This is a genomic window from Vibrio sp. D54, assembly GCF_021728075.1.
Taxonomy (GTDB): Bacteria; Pseudomonadota; Gammaproteobacteria; order Enterobacterales; family Vibrionaceae; genus Vibrio; species Vibrio alginolyticus.
Map to the genome: position 1 here is coordinate 23,542 of NZ_JAKKCS010000025.1, position 19,306 is coordinate 42,847.

At 46.3% G+C, this 19,306-nt stretch carries 16 protein-coding genes; 6 read left to right on the top strand and 10 right to left on the bottom strand.

What is annotated here, in order from left to right:
* Position 1 precedes the first annotated feature (1 nt).
* From L3V37_RS22410 to pilM, 4 genes are read right to left on the bottom strand one after another with little or no spacing between them, the layout of a single operon-like run.
* Complete coding sequence (locus tag L3V37_RS22410; protein WP_237307148.1) at positions 2 to 517, bottom strand: pilus assembly protein PilP; 516 nt, start codon at positions 515 to 517, stop codon at positions 2 to 4.
* Entirely contained in the window at positions 507 to 1,100 is a 594-nt protein-coding gene (locus L3V37_RS22415) for a type 4a pilus biogenesis protein PilO (RefSeq protein WP_053350733.1), read from the bottom strand. The genes L3V37_RS22410 and L3V37_RS22415 overlap by 11 nt, the downstream gene beginning before the upstream one ends.
* Positions 1,093 to 1,668, bottom strand: a complete 576-nt coding sequence (locus tag L3V37_RS22420) for a PilN domain-containing protein (RefSeq protein ID WP_237307150.1) — start codon at positions 1,666 to 1,668, stop codon at positions 1,093 to 1,095. The genes L3V37_RS22415 and L3V37_RS22420 overlap by 8 nt, the downstream gene beginning before the upstream one ends.
* Positions 1,652 to 2,668 carry a type IV pilus biogenesis protein PilM gene (gene pilM / locus L3V37_RS22425; protein WP_237307152.1) on the bottom strand — a complete coding sequence of 339 codons (1,017 nt, stop codon included), beginning with the start codon at positions 2,666 to 2,668 and terminating at the stop codon, positions 1,652 to 1,654. The genes L3V37_RS22420 and pilM overlap by 17 nt, the downstream gene beginning before the upstream one ends.
* 144 nt (positions 2,669 to 2,812) lie before the next feature.
* On the opposite strand from pilM, the gene L3V37_RS22430 reads away from it, so the two are divergent.
* Complete coding sequence (locus L3V37_RS22430; RefSeq protein WP_005381325.1) at positions 2,813 to 5,374, top strand: penicillin-binding protein 1A; 2,562 nt, start codon at positions 2,813 to 2,815, stop codon at positions 5,372 to 5,374.
* A gap of 53 nt (positions 5,375 to 5,427) precedes the next feature.
* Here the strand turns inward: L3V37_RS22430 and oxyR are convergent, their stop codons facing one another.
* Complete coding sequence (oxyR, locus tag L3V37_RS22435; protein ID WP_005381326.1) at positions 5,428 to 6,339, bottom strand: DNA-binding transcriptional regulator OxyR; 912 nt, start codon at positions 6,337 to 6,339, stop codon at positions 5,428 to 5,430.
* A gap of 169 nt (positions 6,340 to 6,508) precedes the next feature.
* On the opposite strand from oxyR, the gene L3V37_RS22440 reads away from it, so the two are divergent.
* The 3 genes from L3V37_RS22440 to L3V37_RS22450 all read left to right on the top strand — a co-directional run bounded on the left by L3V37_RS22440 (position 6,509) and on the right by L3V37_RS22450 (position 9,556).
* Complete coding sequence (locus L3V37_RS22440; RefSeq protein ID WP_005395721.1) at positions 6,509 to 7,237, top strand: redoxin family protein; 729 nt, start codon at positions 6,509 to 6,511, stop codon at positions 7,235 to 7,237.
* Positions 7,238 to 7,428: 191 nt separating this feature from the next.
* Positions 7,429 to 8,901 (top strand): dihydrolipoyl dehydrogenase, encoded by a 1,473-nt coding sequence (locus L3V37_RS22445; protein ID WP_237307154.1) that lies wholly within the window; start codon positions 7,429 to 7,431, stop codon positions 8,899 to 8,901.
* A 373-nt stretch (positions 8,902 to 9,274) separates the two neighbouring features.
* A complete protein-coding gene (locus L3V37_RS22450) occupies positions 9,275 to 9,556 on the top strand; it encodes a DUF3624 domain-containing protein (RefSeq protein WP_025768083.1) in 282 nt (93 codons plus the stop codon).
* Positions 9,557 to 9,750: 194 nt separating this feature from the next.
* Here L3V37_RS22450 and argH read toward each other — a convergent pair whose 3' ends face one another.
* The 4 genes from argH to argC all read right to left on the bottom strand — a co-directional run bounded on the left by argH (position 9,751) and on the right by argC (position 14,984).
* Complete coding sequence (gene argH, locus L3V37_RS22455; protein ID WP_005381331.1) at positions 9,751 to 11,625, bottom strand: argininosuccinate lyase; 1,875 nt, start codon at positions 11,623 to 11,625, stop codon at positions 9,751 to 9,753.
* A gap of 242 nt (positions 11,626 to 11,867) precedes the next feature.
* Positions 11,868 to 13,082, bottom strand: coding sequence for an argininosuccinate synthase (locus L3V37_RS22460; protein ID WP_005381332.1), 1,215 nt, complete (start codon positions 13,080 to 13,082; stop codon positions 11,868 to 11,870).
* A gap of 84 nt (positions 13,083 to 13,166) precedes the next feature.
* Positions 13,167 to 13,958 carry an acetylglutamate kinase gene (argB, locus tag L3V37_RS22465; RefSeq protein WP_130545469.1) on the bottom strand — a complete coding sequence of 264 codons (792 nt, stop codon included), beginning with the start codon at positions 13,956 to 13,958 and terminating at the stop codon, positions 13,167 to 13,169.
* 21 nt (positions 13,959 to 13,979) lie between these two features.
* Positions 13,980 to 14,984, bottom strand: a complete 1,005-nt coding sequence (argC, locus tag L3V37_RS22470; protein WP_237307156.1) for an N-acetyl-gamma-glutamyl-phosphate reductase — start codon at positions 14,982 to 14,984, stop codon at positions 13,980 to 13,982.
* A 144-nt stretch (positions 14,985 to 15,128) separates the two neighbouring features.
* On the opposite strand from argC, the gene argE reads away from it, so the two are divergent.
* On the top strand, positions 15,129 to 16,265 hold the full coding sequence (gene argE, locus L3V37_RS22475) for an acetylornithine deacetylase (RefSeq protein ID WP_005381335.1): 1,137 nt from the start codon (positions 15,129 to 15,131) through the stop codon (positions 16,263 to 16,265).
* A 272-nt stretch (positions 16,266 to 16,537) separates the two neighbouring features.
* Positions 16,538 to 19,171 carry a phosphoenolpyruvate carboxylase gene (gene ppc / locus L3V37_RS22480; protein ID WP_005381336.1) on the top strand — a complete coding sequence of 878 codons (2,634 nt, stop codon included), beginning with the start codon at positions 16,538 to 16,540 and terminating at the stop codon, positions 19,169 to 19,171.
* A 42-nt stretch (positions 19,172 to 19,213) separates the two neighbouring features.
* On the opposite strand, the gene L3V37_RS22485 is transcribed toward ppc, so the two are convergent.
* Positions 19,214 to 19,306: integrase core domain-containing protein (locus L3V37_RS22485; RefSeq protein ID WP_155489908.1), on the bottom strand; the 93-nt coding region annotated here is incomplete at its 5' end.

Consider the following 19,306-nt stretch of genomic DNA (forward strand, 5'->3'; position numbering starts at 1 on the left):
GCTATCTCAAAGCCAACTTAACTTTACGTTTTTGCCAACATCCTAAGCCGTCGGGCAACGTTTCATTAATCAACAAATAGGAGTGGCTGACGTGGGTCACTTTGCCATTATTGCGTCCGAGGTATTGACCCGGCTTAACTTTATAGACGGTGCCATTGGGAGCCTGAACGAGGCCAGAAACCGTTTTATCCATGCCCATGACACCTTTCAAACGTAATTGGCTTAATGGGAATTTTTCTAATTTGCCAGTTCGCCTTCTTGAGGGCGGTTGCCAACAATCTTTTCTTGCAACTGGCTGAGTCGCGATGGTGGCTTCTTTGGGTAATTCAAAGGGTGCACGCTGTACTTCCGGTGCGTACGTGACTGCAACATACTTGTCTGCGGGCTTAAGCTTCTCGACCTCTCGACGCGCCTGTGTTTCCACTCCTCGAATAAAATCCGTCAATGATTCATCATTCGCCTGGCAGCCCATCAATAGAGAACCCATCAGTACCAGCAACAAAGACTTACTTGTCATTTTTCGTCTCCTCCGGCTTAAACTGATAGGTATTAGCACGCACCCGAAAGTGCAGGGTTTCGCTCTCTTGGCTGACACGTTGCCAAGTCACATCTTTAAACGTGATGATTCGAGGTAGCGTCGCTATCGCCTGAGAAAAATGGCCGATGTCATGAAAGTCGCCCGTTAACTCAATGTTTAAAGGGAGACGATAAAGGAAGTGCTCTGATTGTTTTTCGCCCCAGTCGATTCGGGTGAAAGTCAGCTTATTGTCGATGCCAAGCTCATTCACTGAAGCGAGCATTGTAGCCAGCTCTTTTTGCGCAGGCAGTTGCTGCAGTAATAACTCGTAACGAGTGGTAAGTTCATCCAATTGAGATTGAAGCTGAGGCAACGCTGCCACTTTGTTCGCTTTGATCTTCAATGCCACCTTGAGTGTCTGCTCCTGCTGGATCAAGTGATTCAACTGTTCTTCTTTCGGTTTAAGGTAAAACCAATAACCTAAGCCTTGAATCACCATGATCAGAAGCGCGATTACTACAATCTGGGGCAACAATGGCCACTCGGCCATTTCATCGATTTCGAGATCCTGCCAATCAACCACGTTGAGCCTCCAATTTCTTCTCCGTTACTTTGAACATGAAAGACACTTTGAATGTTTGAAACTCTTTCCCAAAACGGGCTTTGCCGTGAACGATGGAATGCATTTCTACGTCGTTCAACTTGGCCGAGCGCTCCATGTTGTCCAGCATCGTGGCAAGTTTTGGAGTGCTATCTGAGATCCCAGAGATCTCAATTTCCAGATCATTCATTTTGATCTTGTCGACATATACACCTTCAGGGATAACGGCAGGCATTAAGTTCATGAACTCGGTCGTTTTGTTTCGTCCGTTTTGTAAACTTTCAACGACCTTTAGACGTTCGAGGATTTTGCTGTGCTCTTGCTCTGCAATTTTCATTGCTTCAATACGCTGGTCGAGTTCGGCAATGTAGTGAGTGAGGTAATCGAGCCGATCCTGTTGTTGATCTTGTTGGTACTCAAAAAACTTTCCAATACCCCACTGGATGCCAACAGCGACCAACATACCTAATGCGACCAAACTGATGAAACGACGTCGGTGCTCTTCTCTTTGATTCTCTCGCCAAGGAAGTAAATTAATGCGATAAAGCACGGGCGCCTCCTAGCCAATGAATGCCACGAACGGCCAGTCCGGCTGCTGTTGAGAAATGCTGCCAATCCACAGCACTACGCTTACGCTTAGACACCTTCATCTCAAATAGCCCTAGCGGATTTAGCAATTCACACTCTAACGACAATTGTTGAGACAACTCCTCTGCGAGCATGGGAGTGGAGGCTCCTTCCCCTGATAACCAGATACCCTTGATGTTTTGTGAGCCATTGATTGAGGTATAGAGCTGCATCTGGCGCTTTACTCGCTCTATGATTTGACGGTTAAACAGCTCTGTTTTCTCCTGAGCATCATCGGACAGAAAATCGACTGGAGAAGCGCTGTTTGCTCCGCGTGTGCCGTAAGCAAACTCTTTGTGAAACAGTTCACCTTGTTCGGTAAACATGGTGAAGGAGCTCGATAAGGTGCCAATATCGAGTAAGCAGTATTTGTTTTTGTCAGGAAAGCGATCGGCGGTGAGCTTCCAGATATGACCAAGGCTTTGCGAATGCACGTCCACTAAAACAGGTTTTAGTCCGGACTTTTGTAATGCATCGACTCGGCCTTCTACCACATCTTTTCTTGTCGCAAACACTTGATAGCTATCACTGCCACTCTGCCCGCCCTCAGCGCGAAGACGAACGAAGTCTAAACTCAGCTCTTCGACAGGGAATGGCGATTGATGAGAAAAGGCTTGTATCACTGCAAACTCAACTTCACTCTCTTCAAGATTTTGTTCTATTTGCAGTTTCTTGCTAATTACCGAGTTATCAGGAACTGAAATCGCCACTTTTTTAGCACCAAAAGGCAGTTCTTTTTTTATCTGCTTGAGGGTCTTTACAATTTCTTGATGATTTATGGTGTTATTTTCAGCGACAATACCTTCCTTTAGTAATATTTCTTTGTAACCCAACAGAGCGTAATTGTTGCCTGTGGGTTTAAGTACTACGGCTTTGAGGCTGTTATGGCCTATATCGATGCCGGTAACGATTAGCTTATCCATCTCTTACTCTCGCTCCGAAATTTCTTCGTGCAAAGGTTGTTATTAGCTTCCAAATAAGAGTTAATATCTCTTATGTGCTAAATTTTTGACCTAAGAGTACAAGGGTTTGCCGTTACACAGCCTCAACCAATCAGGGATTCTCCGGTGAAGTTCATAAAGCGTTTATTATTTTTAACATTGATTTGCATAATTCTTGGAGTCACCACAATATTTGGCTTCTATCAGTACGTGAAGCCTGAATTGCCAGATGTTGCAACTCTAAAAGACGTTGAATTACAAACACCTATGAAGGTGTTTAGTCAAGACGGGAAGCTGATCGCACAGTTCGGTGAAAAGCGTCGTATTCCTGTTACTTATGACGAAATTCCTCAAGACTTAATTCACGCGCTCATCGCAACCGAAGATAGCCGTTTCTACGAGCATCCTGGTATCGACCCTATCGGCATCACTCGTGCAGCTGTTGTTGTTGCGGTTTCAGGCTCGGCCAAACAGGGTGCAAGTACGATTACGCAACAGCTAGCTCGTAACTTCTTCTTATCTAATGAGAAGAAGATCATGCGTAAGATTAAAGAGATTTTTATTGCTATCCATATTGAGCAGCTTTTAAGTAAGCAAGAAATCATGGAGCTTTATGTCAATAAAATCTTCCTTGGTTACCGCTCATATGGCTTTGGTGCTGCCGCTCAAGTGTATTTTGGCAAGAGCCTTGATGAGTTGACGTTAAGTGAGATTGCAACACTCGCTGGTATGCCAAAAGCGCCATCAACCATGAACCCAATTTACTCTCTTGAGCGCGCAACAAAACGCCGTAACGTTGTATTAATGCGAATGCTTGATGAAAAATACATTACACAAGAGCAGTATGACGAAGCACGCAATGAGCCTATTGTGGCGCGTTATCATAGCGCTGAGATTGAGCTTTCTGCACCTTACGTAGCAGAATTGGCTCGTGCATGGGCAGTAAAAGAGTACGGTGAAGAAGAAGCTTACACCTCTGGCTTGAATATCTACATGACTGTGGATTCTAAACTGCAAGATGCTGCAAATACGTCTGCGGTAAATAACCTCTTGTCATACGATGAACGTCATGGCTACCGTGGTGCAGAAAGTGTGCTTTGGAAAGAAGGGGAAGCGGCCTGGGACAATGAGCAAATAGAAAAGCACCTGAAGAAACAGCCAACTTATGGTGACCTTTACCCTGCGGTTGTGACGAAAGTCGATGATAAGACGGCACAAGTATGGGTTAAGAACCATGAAGAGCAAACCATCCCTTGGACTGGAATGCACTGGGCGCGTAAGTACATTACTGATAACCGCCAAGGCTCAACACCAAAGTCAGCGCATGATGTGCTAGCGACAGGTCAACAAGTTTGGGTTCGCGAAGTAAGTGAAACCGATGAAGATGACAACACAACACTGAGCTGGAAACTGAGCCAAGTGCCGACAGCAAACACCGCGTTTGTTGCGATGAACCCAGAAAATGGCGCGATATTGTCGCTGGTTGGTGGTTTCAACTTTGTTCACAGCAAGTTTAACCGTGCAACCATGTCAGTGCGTCAGGTTGGTTCAAGTATCAAGCCTTTCATCTACTCGGCAGCAATTGACAAAGGGCTGACTCTAGCCACTTTGATTAACGATGCGCCGATTAACAAGTGGGATGCAGGTTCTGGTTCAGCTTGGCGACCAAAAAACTCACCACCGACTTATGGTGGTCCAACGCGTCTTCGCCTCGGCTTAGCTCAATCAAAAAACGTCATGGCAGTGCGTACACTCCGTGAAGTTGGCCTCGAGGAGACACGTCAGTACCTTACTCGTTTCGGTTTTGATATTAACCAAGTACCACGTTCAGAGACCATCGCACTCGGAGCTGGCAGCTTAACACCAATGAAAGTGGCACAAGGTTACTCTGTGTTTGCGAACGGTGGTTATTACGTTGAACCATTCTATGTAGAACGCGTGGAAGATGCATTCGGTGAAGTACTGTTTAAAGCCAATCCAAAGAGTGTTTGTCATAAGGATTGTCCGCAAATGAGCGAGCAGCCAGAAAATCGCTACGCTGATGAATTTGGCGAACAAGACGTCGCAATTGATGGCCTAGCAACAGACAATGCCCTTGAAAATGATGAACCTCAATATGCACCGCAAGTTATCTCTGAACAGAATGCATTCTTAATGCGTGAGATGATGTACAGCAACATTTGGGGTGGCGGTAACTGGCGTGAAGGCACAGGTTGGAATGGTACAGGCTGGCGCGCGCAAAAACTTGGTCGTCGTGATATCGGGGGTAAAACGGGTACAACGAATGATTCCAAGGATGCTTGGTACAATGGCTATGGACCTGGTGTCGTTGCGATAGCTTGGGTTGGCTTTGATGATCACTCACGTGCACTTGGCCGCACCACTGTTAACAGCAACCTAGGGCAAGGCCAAATTTCTGGTGCCGAGTCGGGTGCGAAAACCGCAGAGCCTGCTTGGATTGACTTCATGCGTGTTGCGCTAGAAGGGACGCCAGAGCAAGGTAAAAATATTCCAGAGGATATTATTCGAGTTCGTATTGATCGCAACAGCGGTATGCTAACGCACAAGGTAGATAGCACATCAATGTTCGAATACTTTGAAAAAGGCACGGAGCCTACCGAATACGCTGGCGACCGTTTAGAAGATAGTATTTATTCTTCAGGCTCTGGCGCAGAAGAACTGTTCTAAATCACAAAAGCACAAGGGAGAGCATCAAGCTCTCCCTTTTTTATGTCTGCTTCTTATGCTGCAGCATTCAATGATGGATAAGAAGCCAACACCTCTTTAATCTTCGCTGCTAAAGCTTCAAACCTAGCTCGTAATGGTGAGCCTGGACGGTATACGAGAACGATATTACGCGAGGGGGTTGGGTTAACAGCTGGTACGTAGCATACGCCATCTTTTTGCTTCTCATTAGGGATAGAAAGCTGAGGCAATAACGTAATCCCCGCACCGGCAGCAACCATGTTGCGTAACGTCTCCAAGCTGGTGGCTTTAAAACGCTCATCGTCTTTTGCACCAGCGGCAAAACAAAAACCTAACGCTTGATCTCGCAGACAGTGGCCGTCTCCCAACGCTAAAACGGTTTTACCATTCAGCTCCAACATATCAACATGGTCGAGAGAGGCCCACTCATGGTCACATGGCACTGCGACACTTAATGGCTCTTGATACACTTCGATCTCTTTAAATGGCGCAGTTTCATCAACCGAAGCTAAAACTAAGCAATCTAGTTTGCCTTCTTCCAATTGACGCACTAATTGATGTGTCTGAGCTTCGTGCAGAAATAGTTCCAACTCAGGAAATGCTTCTTTTATCTGCGGCAGAATTTTGGGTAATAGATAAGGCCCAACCGTCGGGATGAAACCAATATGCATCGGTCCAGTCATGGCTCCGCTTTGACCGCTTGCCATATCTCTGAAGGTTTTCACTTCACTTAAGATGCGTTTAGCCTGCTCCACCAGCTGTAACCCTGAATCGGTAAACAAAACACGTCGGCTGCTTCGCTCTAAAAGCGTGGTCCCGAGTTCATCCTCTAGTTTACGAATTTGCCCACTCAGTGTTGGCTGGCTAACAAAACATGCCTCTGCCGCTTTGCGAAAGTGCTTATGTTCCGCAAGTGCAACTAAGTACTCAAAATCTCGAATATTCATAATTCACGCTTCGCTTCTTTAACAATAGCTAATACCTATCAAAACCATAACACCAAACGATTAGAGCTATCAAAGGATTTTTACAATAATGGGCTCAACAAAACGAAACAGAGCGACGAAAAACGCTAAGCTCTATACGCATAATTTAAAATAGTTAAAGGAAATCATTATGTTTGTATCTAAAGAAGGTCAACAAGTCCCTCAAGTTACTTTTCCAGTTCGTCAAGGTGACTCTTGGATGAATGTAACGACCGATGAACTATTTAAAGGTAAGACCGTTATCGTATTTAGCTTACCGGGTGCATTTACTCCAACCTGTTCATCAAGCCATCTACCTCGTTACAACGAATTGTTCCCTGTATTTAAAGAGCACGGAGTGGATGAGATTATTTGTGTCTCGGTCAATGATACGTTCGTGATGAATGCATGGAAACAAGACCAAGAAGCAGAAAACATTACCTTCATCCCGGATGGTAATGGTGAATTCACCGATGGCATGGGTATGTTAGTGGATAAAAATGACATCGGCTTTGGCAAACGTTCATGGCGTTACAGCATGCTAGTAAAAGATGGCGTAGTGGAAAAAATGTTCATTGAGCCAAACGAACCAGGCGACCCATTCAAGGTGTCAGACGCAGATACGATGCTGAACTACATAGCGCCTGACTACAAAACGCAAGAATCCATCACGGTGTTCACTAAACCAGGCTGCCCTTTCTGTATGAAAGCGAAACAAAATCTGATTGACCACGGTCTTCAATATGAAGAAGTGATTCTGGGTAAAGACGCAACAACAGTTAGTCTACGAGCTATATCTGGTCGCACGACTGTTCCACAAGTCTTTATCGGTGGCAAGCATATCGGCGGTAGCGAAGAACTAGAAGCGTATCTAGGCTAAGCTGTCCATAGCCTACACCCTCGGTCTCCGGTGCCTTTTGGCTCGGAGGCCAACCCTAAACCACTTCTTCTACTAGTCTAGATAAGTAGTCATCTGCCAATAAGGTGACTACTTATCCAGATTCAACTATCCAATTCACTCTCCAAGCTCAATGTAGCTAGCTTGGCTTAAAACAAAAGCGAGAGTTCACGATGAAACAAGTTAATGTCGACGTAGCGATTATTGGTGGCGGGACGGCTGGTCTTGGTGCTTATCGAGCAGCAAAAGCTCATACCAACAGCGTGGTAATGATTGAGGGCGGTCCCTACGGAACAACCTGTGCTCGTGTCGGATGCATGCCGTCTAAGCTGTTAATTGCGGCAGCAGAAAGTGTTCATCAAATCGAAAAAGCACCTGGATTTGGGATACACCCGCAAGGTGAAGTACGAATTAACGGACGAGAAGTTATGGATCGTGTAAAGCGCGAACGCGATCGTTTTGTTGGCTTTGTGCTTGAAAGTGTCGATGATATTCCCGCTGAAGACAAACTATCGGGCTACGCGAAGTTTGCCGATGACCACACTCTCATCATAGATGATCATACTCAGGTCACCGCACAGCGCATTGTTATTGCGACAGGATCTCGTCCAGCATATCCGGCAGCTTGGAATGAACTGGGTGATCGCCTAGTGATTAACGATGATGTGTTTGACTGGGATGACTTACCAGAGTCCGTGGCAGTATTTGGCCCAGGAGTCATCGGCCTTGAATTGGGTCAGGCTTTACACCGCCTAGGAGTGAACGTGAAGCTCTTTGGCCTTGGAGGACAAGTGGGCCCACTGACAGACCCAGAGGTGATGGCGTATGCAGATAAAGCCTTTAAGGAAGAGTTCTACCTTGATGCAGATGTAAAAGTCGAAAGCATGAAACGCATTGCTTCGTCAGACAATGACGGCGAAGACAAGGTCGAAATCCAATTCATCAACCATGATGGTGAATTAGAAACTTTCGTTGTCGATTACGTATTGGCCGCAACGGGTCGTCGTCCAAACGTAGATAAGCTGGCGATCGAGAACACCAATGTGGCTCTTGATAAACGTGGCGTACCAACGGCGGATCACTACACATTGCAAACTTCGGTAGAGAGCATCTTCATCGCAGGTGATGCAAGTAACCAAATTCCACTGCTGCACGAAGCCGCTGACCAAGGCCGTATTGCTGGAGACAACGCAGGCCGTTTCCCAGATATTCGTGCGGGTCTGCGTCGCTCACCAATTTCAGCCGTGTTCTCCGACCCTCAAATTGCTATGGTTGGAGAAACATATAAACAACTAGAAACACGTCTAGGCACATGTGGATGTTTCGCAACCGGTGAAGTCTCGTTTGAAAATCAAGGACGTTCGCGCGTCATGCTTCGTAATAAAGGCATTCTGCATGTCTACGGAGAGCAAGGCACTGGACGTTTTTTAGGTGCAGAAATGATGGGCCCGAATGCAGAGCATCTTGCTCACCTTTTAGCATGGGCACACCAAAATAGGATGACGATTTCTGAGATGTTAGATATGCCCTTCTATCACCCAGTGATTGAAGAAGGCGTCCGCACCGCTCTACGTGATTTGAATGCAAAACTACACTTAGGGCCAGAAATGGTGAAACATTGTCTTGACTGCGGCCCAGGCTGCTAACGCTTTCAGGCTTCTATCTAAATATAAAGCAAAGCCTCGTCATCAACGAGGCTTTGCTTTACTACTTTGGCGCAATGAAATCTCTCTTACGCTGCCATCATTGCATAGCGACTGACCATACAAATCGCGACAACACCGATCATAAAGAACCCACCAGCGATACTTAGCGCAAGTTTCAACTCTGTCGACATCATTATATTTCCTGTTAAAGACTGACAGCGCACCATACATCAATTACGTGCCACAAAGCTTTTACAAAGCTAACTTTCCATTTTTGGTTGTGTCATGGCGCTCTAAGTCCGGTACAAGAAACGCTTTCCACCATATAGTTAGATATATAATCTGAAGCAACACTAATGGTTTGGAAAACACTATGACTTGTCGCCGCTGCGAGGAACATTGGTTTTGGAAAAAACTTGGACGTTGCCAACGATGCTTGGATCAATTGACGGTACTTTCTGTACTGTGTTGGATTGTGTGGTGGTTTACGCTCAAAGATGATCCACAAAGCATCGAGTCGATCGCTTTGATCTTTGCCGGCTTCGCTTTCAACGTTTTGTTGTTTCTACACTTATGGATGCGTTTTGTCATCTTGCCTTGGCAGCGTCGAAAGGGACAAAAAAAGGCGAATAAAAAAGAGAAAAGTGACAGATAGAAAAAAGCCCCAAAACCAATGTCAGTTCTGGGGCTCTCTTAGATTCTTCTAAGAAAAAGCAGTGGTACTTTAATAGACCGGGCTTCCTCTCAAAGGTTCCAAATTTTTTCGATTTTTTTAGCTAATACTGATGTAAGTAAGCAGGAAAATGACTATGTCATTGAATGCTAATAAAATCACTCCACAACTTCAGTTCATGCCACATGCGTTTTTTGGATCACTTGCTCCATTAAATTGATCTCAAGCGCTACCTCATCACATGCATGTTGACGTGGGCACTGATCGCAATCTTTCAGAACTTTCTCCGGCAGTAATGACTTCGATGTCGGTAAAAAGCTTTGCTTCATAAAGAACTCAGGCGTTCGCGTTAGAACAAAGACTTTCTTGATCGCCATCTGGCGCGCTTTCTCAACCAAATAGTTCACAATCGCACTGCCCTGCCCTTGGCCTTGCCAGCCCGCTTCGATACCAAGAGAGCGTATTTCAGCCAACCCTGAGTCATACACATATAGAGAAGCGCAACCCGTCACTTCACCATGATGCTCAGCCACCGCGAAAGAGCCAATATCTCTCACGAGCTCATTACGAGAGCGCGGAAGATTCTCACCAAGGTTCGCCCAGTAAGCAACCATACCTTCCAACGTTTCAATGTCCGTCAAACGTGCAGGACGCACTTTCACCGCCGAGCTGTCACGCTGGCTCAGGCGCTTATCCGCTTGTTCTACCGCGTAAGCGACCTGGTGAGGCGAAACACCACCCAAAGCACAACGCTTTTCCAAACACGAATCGATAGTCAGGATGTCATACACATCCGCTTCAATGACCTCTGAGAAGGCTTTTAACTCTTCGATAGACAGTTCTTCTAGCGCACAACCTTTAGCAATAGCACCAACGACCGCGACACCGACGATGTGGTGAGCTTCACGGAATGGGATGCCTTTCGCCACTAGGTAATCAGCTAACTCCGTCGAGTTTGCGTAACCTTGTTTCGCCGCCTCTAGTGTGCGCTCGCCATTCACTTTAATACCGTCAAAACACAGAGCTGCCATTTCCATGCAGTCGTTCCATGTATCTAAAGCGTCAAACAACCCTTCTTTATCTTCCTGCATGTCTTTGTTGTACGCCAATGGCAAGGCTTTAACTGTCATCATCATGCTCGATAATGCGCCATAGACACGCCCTGTCTTACCACGGATCAACTCAAGTGCATCTGGGTTTTTCTTCTGTGGCATTAATGACGAACCAGATGTCACCGTATCCGCTAACTCAATGAAGTTTGACTCGCCTGAATTGTAGAAGATCATATCTTCTGCAAGACGAGAAAGGTGCAGCATAGAAATCGAAGCCACCGACATCAGCTCCATCACATGATCACGATCTGAAACCGAATCGAGTGAATTACGCGTAGCACGGTGGAAACCGAGATTATGTGCTAATTGTTCGCGATCAATCGGATAAGCCGTTCCCGCTAACGCACCCGAGCCAAGTGGACAAGTGTCGAGACGCTGTAAGGCATCATTCAGACGAGAGTAGTCACGCTCGAACATTTCAACATAAGCCAAGCACCAGTGAGCAAAGGTTACAGGTTGAGCACGCTGAAGATGAGTATAGCCTGGCAATACGGTGCCTTGGTGCTGTTTAGCAACATGGACCATTTGTGCTTGTAGGCGATCTAAAGCAATCAATAATTGCTGACCTTGCTGACGACACCAAAGTTTCAAGTCTGTGGCGACTTGATCATTCCGAGAACGCCCAGTGTGGAGTTTTTTACCTAAATCTCCCACTTTACTGATTAGCTGCTGTTCAACCCAAGAGTGGATATCTTCTGCATCAGAGCGAAGAATTTGGTGAGGGTCTTCCATCACTTCTAACTTCAGCTCATTTAAAGCAAGTTCCAGTTTTTGCTGTTCTTCTGCCGATAGCACATCAACAGAAAGCAGAGCTTTAGACCATGCGATTGAACCTACGATGTCTTGCTCAGCCAATCGGTAGTCAAAACGCAACGAATCATTGAACTCTTTAAATCTGGTGTCTGCCGCTTGGGTAAATCTTCCGCCCCATAATGCCATTGCGTCTCTCCTGATGACTATTGCTTACTCTAACGTTCTCGAATGAGTAGTAACCAATTTGATGGTCATTTGCTCACTTTTTCTTATGGGTCAACGTTACGGCAATTTCGATAAAAAATAAAGTATAAATTCAATATTTTTACATATATATTCAAACAAAATTTAGGTACCCGCTTTTAGAAACCAAAAGACCCGCCTATAAATGGCGGGCCTTTATTCAATCCAAGATGGATGTTAAGGGATTATTTCTTCTGGCTGTTCAATGCACGAATACGGCTTGATAGCGAGTAAAGACGGATGAACCCACCTGCATGGCTTTGGTCGTAAACTTCATCTTCACCAAAAGTCGCGAACTCTTCTGAATACAAGCTGTTGTCAGAACGTTTTTGCGTGACTGTCGCTTGACCTTTGTAAAGCTTAACAACCACTTCACCGTTAACGTCTTGCGCTAGCTCTTCTGAAGCGGCAAGGATCGATTTACATAGTGGCGTAAACCAACGGCCATCGTATACAAGGTGAGACGCCTTTAGACCTAGCTCCTCACGGAATTCGAATGATGATTTGTCTAGCACAAGCTGCTCTACAGCACGCAGCGCTTCCATCATGATGGTGCCTCCCGGTGTTTCATAACAACCACGAGACTTCATCCCAACAAGACGGTTTTCCACGATATCGATACGGCCAACACCGTGCTTAGCGCCCTTCTCGTTTAGGTAAACCAGTGCGTTGTATGGTGTCATCACTTCACCATCAACTTCGACCACTTCACCTTTTTCTACTTTCAGCGTGACGTATTCCGCTTCATTTGGCGCTTGCTCTGGGTCGACAGTCCACACCCAGCAGTCTTCGTTTGGTGCGTTCCACGTATCTTCTAAAACGCCGCCTTCCGTCGAAATGTGCCATGCGTTTGCATCACGTGAATAGATCTTAGTAAGAGACGCAGAGCAAGGAATATTACGCTCAGCGAGGTAATCCAAACACTCTTCACGGCTCACTAGGTCCCACTCACGCCAAGGTGCAATCACTTGTAAGTCCGGTGCTAGTGCTGCGAATGCGCCTTCAAAACGTACTTGGTCGTTACCTTTACCTGTACAGCCATGACACAGAGCGTCCGCGCCCACTTTACGTGCCACTTCAACCTGCGCTTTGGCAATGATTGGACGCGCCATTGATGTACCTAGCAGGTACTTACCTTCGTAGTACGCGCCGGTTTTTAGTGTCGGGTAAATGTAGTCTGCGACCATTTCTTCTTTCAGGTCAGCGATGTAGCATTCAGAAGCACCGGAGGCTTTTGCTTTCGCTTCAATGCCTTCTAGCTCTTCGGCACCTTGACCAACATCGGCAACGAAAGCCACTACTTCACAGTCGTAGTTCTCTTTTAGCCACGGGATAATTACTGAAGTATCTAGACCGCCTGAGTATGCGACTACCACTTTATTTACGTTCACTTTGCTCATGTTTTTTCTCCAAACTTAACTGGCGCTGCGCTCGGCGGTCAGTGCCAACTACGACTTCCTAATATTGAATTCTTTTGCTGATGCTTATTGAGGCAAGAATTGAGTACCAATACTTTCACCAGCGAATAACTGCTCTAATTTTTCTGGGTAACGCCAGGTCGCGACTTCAATTGGACGGCCAAGATCATTGGCGGCCTCCAAAGCGGCTTTAACTTTGACGATCATGCCATCGGTGATCACATGTCCATCGATCAACGAGTTAGCTTGCTGCTCTGACAGGGTTTTGATCAAATGGCCTTTTCCATCTAGTACACCACTCACGTCTGATAACAGGACTAACTCCGCATCTAATGCGCCCGCAACCGCGACTGCTGCTTGATCAGCATTCACATTCATCATCTGGCCATCTTTGGTTAAACCAATTGAACTGATGATCGGCAGTGCACCTGTGTTTAGCACCGCTTGTAATAGTGCTGAGTCACCCGGTGATGCTTTGCCTACCGCGCCGAGTTCTGGGTCAAGTTCTTCAACAAGACACAAACCACCATCCGCAAGGCTAAGGCCCACAGCGTTAAGACCGTCCGCAATCGCTTGACCTTGAAGTAACTTATTCGCAGTGCCTGCAAGCGCGCCTGCAATCACAGGAATTTGATCGTAAGGCGTTACGCGTAAACCGTTTTTCTTAACGGTTTCAAGCTGAAGCTTTGCCATCAACTCATCAACTAGGTAGCCACCGCCATGAACGATGGCGATTTGTCGCTGTGCCGATTTTTGGTAAGCCGCAATGGCACCAAAAAGTTGGCTTAAGGTTTGAGTGCATGATAGAGCTGCACCACCTAGCTTAATGACTAAAGGAGCTTGATTGGTTTGCGTCATCGCATTTCCCTCTTTCAACGACTACAGCAACGCTGTCAGTTCTGGGTAACCGTAATGAATATTGAGACATTGCATCGCTTGACTCGATGCACCTTTAAGTAGGTTGTCGATAGCTGAAATCACAATGATGTGTTCGCCTTGTACCTTCCAGCCGATATCGCAGAAAGGGGTATTTTCGACATCCTGAATACGTGGAATACCGTCGCCTTTAAGACGCACCGCAGGCTTGCCTTGATAAGCTTGTTCAAACGCCTGTGCCACTTGTGCTTCTGTCACACCTTGCGCAAGCTTCATGGTGATAGTGGCAAGAATGCCGCGTTTAAAGTTGCCGAGGTGCGGAGTAAAAATCACATCGCAACCCAAGTGCTGAGCAATCTCTGGCTGGTGACGATGGTTAAATACACCATAGGGTTGCAAGCTGACTTCACAGAAGCTGTTAACCATGGAGGCTTTACGCCCTGCACCTGATACACCACTGGTTGCGTTGATCACTGGCCATTGGTTGGTATCAAGCAACGCATGTTCTAATAAAGGTTTGATTGCAAGCTGTGAAGCGGTTGGGTAGCAACCTGCTACTGCAATCAAAGGAGTGGTTTTTATTGATTCTTGGTTCCAGTCTGCTAAGCCGTATGCTGCTTTATCTAGCCAGTTGTTATGTTGATGTGCGAAGCCATAAAAAGTGTCGTAAAAGCCTTCACTTTTCACACGGAATGCACCCGATAAATCGAATACCTGACAGCCTGCCTCCAAGAAAGTTGGGGCTAAATCATGGCTGACTTCGTGAGCCGTTGCCAAAAACACCACGTCCGATTCTTGAGCGATTTGCAGTGGATCCGTTAGTGGTAAAACTGGCATATCAATGATGCCCGCTAGCTTACCGTGCAGCTGCGCGATGCTCTTTCCCGCATCAACACTGTTGGCGGAAACGTATAAACCTGATAGCGTGAGTTGTGGGTGTTTATTAACCATTAACGCTAACTCTGCGCCTGTGTAACCGCTGGCTCCAATAATCGTGGTTTTTAGCATTGTGTAACATCCATATACTTAAAGGCTCAAATGACTATTCATATTTAATTTTTGCTTTATTTTGATTTTTTATTCATTAAATATGATTTAATATGTGTTTTACATTTTTGTGGTCTGTCTGTCAACAGGAGATTTGAAGAATCCATGCAATTACCAACTTTTCTAGAGGTCTATGAAGGACTCATCAGCACCTCTTCTATCAGCTCCACGGATCCGAGCTGGGATCAGGGCAATGCAAAAGTCATCGAAAAACTCGCATCTTGGTTTAAAGATCTGGGTTTTAGCGTTGAAGTGATCGAAGTCGAGCCAGGCAAGCACAATATGATCGCACGTATGGGAGAGGGAGAAGGTGGCCTTTTACTTGCTGGCCATAGTGATACCGTGCCATTCGATCAAGGGCGATGGAATTTTGATCCGCATAAACTGACGGAAAAAGACAACCGCTTCTACGGTTTAGGCACAGCAGACATGAAAGGCTTTTTCGCCTTTATTTATGAAGCAGTGAAGAAAGTCGATTGGAGCAAGCAGAGCAAACCACTTTACGTATTAGCCACTTGTGACGAAGAGACCACCATGTTGGGCGCGCGACATTTCACAGCAAACGCCCCATTTAAGCCGGATTACTGCATCATTGGTGAACCCACCAGCCTTGTGCCAATTCGAGGTCATAAAGGGCATGTGGCAAATGCCATTCGCGTAACAGGCAAGTCCGGTCATTCATCGGACCCAGCGCTTGGCGTTAACGCTATTGAGATCATGCATGAAGTCATGTTCGCCATGATGCAACTGCGTGACAAATTGATTAAAGAATATCACCATCCGGGTTTTGCCATACCAAGCCCTACCCTAAACCTTGGACACATTCACGGTGGTGACAGCGCTAACCGTATTTGTGGTTGCTGTGAGCTGCATTACGACGTGCGTCCTCTTCCTGGCATTAGCCTTGATGGTTTAGAGAACATGTTGCGCGGAGCATTAAAAGAAGTCGAAGCGAAATGGCCAGGGAGACTGGAGATTATTCCATTGCATGAGCCTATTCCGGGTTACGAATGCCAACATGACCACCCATTTATTGGTGGTGTTGAAGAGATTTGCCAAACTAGTTCAGAAACCGTGAACTACTGTACTGAAGCACCATTTCTACAGCAGTTGTGTCCAACCTTGGTGCTCGGCCCTGGGTCAATCGACCAAGCCCATCAACCGGATGAGTTTCTATCCTTCGACTTTATCGACCCCACAATTGATGTGCTTTCAAAGGCGATGGTCAAGTACTGCTGTTAATACGCGTTTAAGCTCGAAAGTCTGTGCAGCTCGATTGAGCTGCATCTTTTTATCTTCACAATTTAGCGCTAGTCTTAACACTTATTTAACTTGTTATTTTGTAATTAATTTTCACTTTTTACTCTATGGCTGCCGTAAATTTGCTCTAAATCAGGAGACAGCGGAATAATTGCAAACTTAGTCTGCTTTATTTGACTATAACTGGTGCTTTTCGCTAGATTGGAGTCTTAACAAGGACAATGGATGTAGTTTTTTTACGAGGCAGGACGACAATGAACGAGAAATACGCCGCACTCAAAAGTAATGTGCGCATGTTAGGCCACTTATTGGGTAACACCATTCGCGATGCCCATGGCGAAGAAATCTTCGAGAAAGTGGAAACCATTCGTAAATTATCCAAATCAGCTCAAGCAGGGAATCAAGCAGACAGGGACAGCTTGATCGAAGAAATCAAACATCTACCTGATGAGCAGCTAACGCCCGTTACTCGCGCGTTTAACCAATTTCTAAACCTCACCAATATCGCTGAGCAATACCACACGATTTCACGCCATTGTGAAGAGCACATTTGCGAACCAGACGCGATTAACTCGCTGTTTTCTAAACTGGTACAAAACGATGTGAGCAAACTGGACACTGCCCAAGCGGTTCGTGATCTGAATATTGAATTGGTATTGACGGCTCACCCAACAGAAATTACGCGCCGCACGATGATCAACAAACTGGTCAAGATAAACGAGTGCTTATCAAAGTTGGAGCTAAGCGATCTTTCTTCTAAAGAGCGCAGAAAAACCGAACGCCGCCTAGAGCAACTGATTGCCCAAGGCTGGCATTCAGACGTGATTCGACAACAACGCCCTACTCCGTTGGATGAAGCAAAGTGGGGCTTTGCGGTCGTTGAAAACTCTCTATGGGAAGCAGTACCGGACTTCCTACGTGAGATGAATGACCGTCTAAAATCTTACCTTGGAGAAGGTTTACCCATTGATGCTCGCCCAGTGCACTTCTCCTCTTGGATGGGCGGTGACCGTGACGGTAACCCGTTTGTTACTCACAACGTTACGCGTGAAGTCTTACTATTGTCTCGTTGGAAAGCCGCCGATCTTTATCTCAATGACATCAACGAGTTGATCAGCGAGCTGTCTATGACAGTTTCAAACGATCAAGTCCGTGAACTTGCTGGCGAAGATCAGCACGAACCATACCGTGCGATCCTGAAGCAATTACGCACTCTGCTCAATGAAACCAAAGATATTCTCGATGCTAAGATCCACGGTCAAAAGCTGGCTGTTAAAGCACCACTGCAAAAAGTCGAGCAACTTTGGGAACCGCTGTATGCCTGCTACCAGTCACTAAACGAATGTGGCATGGGTGTAATAGCCAACGGCTCACTACTGGATACACTACGCCGCGTAAAAGCATTTGGTATCCATCTTGTACGTCTTGATATCCGCCAAGAGAGCACGCGTCACTCAGACGTCTTGTCTGAACTGACTCGCTACTTAGGTATTGGTGATTACGAACAATGGAGTGAGCAAGATAAGATTGCTTTTCTAACTAACGAGCTTGCATCTAAACGTCCGCTTCTCCCTCGTGATTGGGAACCGTCTGAACCCGTCAAAGAGGTTTTGGATACCTGCAAGATTGTTGCAGCACAACCGCGTGAAGCGTTTGGCGCTTACGTTATTTCAATGGCACGTACCGCCTCTGACGTACTAGCCGTTCATCTACTGCTACAAGAAGCGGGTTGCCCTTACCGCATGGATGTGTGTCCTCTGTTCGAAACGCTAGACGATTTGAACAACGCAGAATCGGTCATCAAGCAGCTTATGGGGATTGACCTTTACCGTGGTTTTATCCAAAACCACCAGATGGTCATGATTGGTTACTCTGACTCAGCGAAAGATGCAGGTGTTATGTCTGCAGGTTGGGCTCAGTATCATGCGATGGAATCGTTAGTTAAAGTGGCTGAAGAAGAAGGCGTTGAGCTAACTCTATTCCATGGTCGTGGGGGCACAGTCGGTCGCGGTGGCGCACCTGCGCATGCTGCGCTTTTGTCGCAACCACCAAAAAGCTTGAAAGGCGGTTTACGTGTAACAGAGCAAGGCGAGATGATCCGCTTTAAACTGGGACTCCCAGATGTCGCAGTAAACAGCTTTAACCTATATGCAAGTGCGATTCTGGAAGCCAACTTGTTACCGCCACCAGAGCCAAAACAAGAATGGCGCGACTTGATGGAAGTGCTATCAGAAGTAAGCTGTGAGTCTTACCGAAATGTGGTTCGTGGCGAGCCAGATTTCGTGCCTTACTTCCGCCAAGCAACACCAGAACTCGAACTCGGCAAGTTGCCACTTGGTTCTCGTCCTGCAAAACGAAACCCTAAGGGCGGAGTAGAAAGCTTACGTGCAATCCCGTGGATCTTCTCATGGAGTCAAAACCGTTTGGTACTTCCTGCATGGCTAGGCGCAGGCGAAGCGATTCAATACTCGATCGATAAAGGCCACCAAGCATTGCTCGAAGAGATGTGCCGCGAATGGCCGTTTTTCTCTACTCGTCTCGGCATGCTAGAGATGGTGTACTCGAAGTGTAATATTGATATCTCTCGCTACTACGATGAGCGATTGGTGGATGAGTCGCTCCGTCCACTCGGTGAAAAACTTCGTGCTCAGCTTCAAGAAGACATCAAAGCGGTACTGAATGTAGAGAACAATGAAAACTTGATGCAGCATGACCCTTGGGGACTCGAATCGATTCGCTTACGCAATATCTACGTTGAGCCATTGAATATGCTACAAGCAGAGCTACTATACCGCACGCGTCAAACCGAAGAAGCCTCTGCAAACTTGGAAGAAGCGTTGATGGTGACGATTGCTGGTATTGCTGCTGGTATGCGTAACACAGGCTAATCATTTCATTGACCCGTCCTGATATGGGTTGACACTTTTTAACTAAAACGCTCGATGTACTTCATCGGGCGTTTTGTATTTTAAAGCCGTATGAGGCCTCATTTGATTATAGATATCTACGGACTCTGCTACCAT

Excerpts from the sequence above, each read along its gene's own strand:
- pilM (WP_237307152.1), bottom strand. The coding sequence starts at position 2,668 with ATGGATAAGCTAATCGTTACCGGCATCGATATAGGCCATAACAGCCTC.
- L3V37_RS22410 (WP_237307148.1), bottom strand. The coding sequence starts at position 517 with ATGACAAGTAAGTCTTTGTTGCTGGTACTGATGGGTTCTCTATTGATG.
- ppc (WP_005381336.1), top strand. The coding sequence starts at position 16,538 with ATGAACGAGAAATACGCCGCACTCAAAAGTAATGTGCGCATGTTAGGC.
- argB (WP_130545469.1), bottom strand. The coding sequence starts at position 13,958 with ATGACGCAAACCAATCAAGCTCCTTTAGTCATTAAGCTAGGTGGTGCA.
- L3V37_RS22450 (WP_025768083.1), top strand. The coding sequence starts at position 9,275 with ATGACTTGTCGCCGCTGCGAGGAACATTGGTTTTGGAAAAAACTTGGA.
- L3V37_RS22460 (WP_005381332.1), bottom strand. The coding sequence starts at position 13,082 with ATGAGCAAAGTGAACGTAAATAAAGTGGTAGTCGCATACTCAGGCGGT.
- L3V37_RS22440 (WP_005395721.1), top strand. The coding sequence starts at position 6,509 with ATGTTTGTATCTAAAGAAGGTCAACAAGTCCCTCAAGTTACTTTTCCA.
- argE (WP_005381335.1), top strand. The coding sequence starts at position 15,129 with ATGCAATTACCAACTTTTCTAGAGGTCTATGAAGGACTCATCAGCACC.
- argC (WP_237307156.1), bottom strand. The coding sequence starts at position 14,984 with ATGCTAAAAACCACGATTATTGGAGCCAGCGGTTACACAGGCGCAGAG.
- oxyR (WP_005381326.1), bottom strand. The coding sequence starts at position 6,339 with ATGAATATTCGAGATTTTGAGTACTTAGTTGCACTTGCGGAACATAAG.
- L3V37_RS22445 (WP_237307154.1), top strand. The coding sequence starts at position 7,429 with ATGAAACAAGTTAATGTCGACGTAGCGATTATTGGTGGCGGGACGGCT.
- argH (WP_005381331.1), bottom strand. The coding sequence starts at position 11,625 with ATGGCATTATGGGGCGGAAGATTTACCCAAGCGGCAGACACCAGATTT.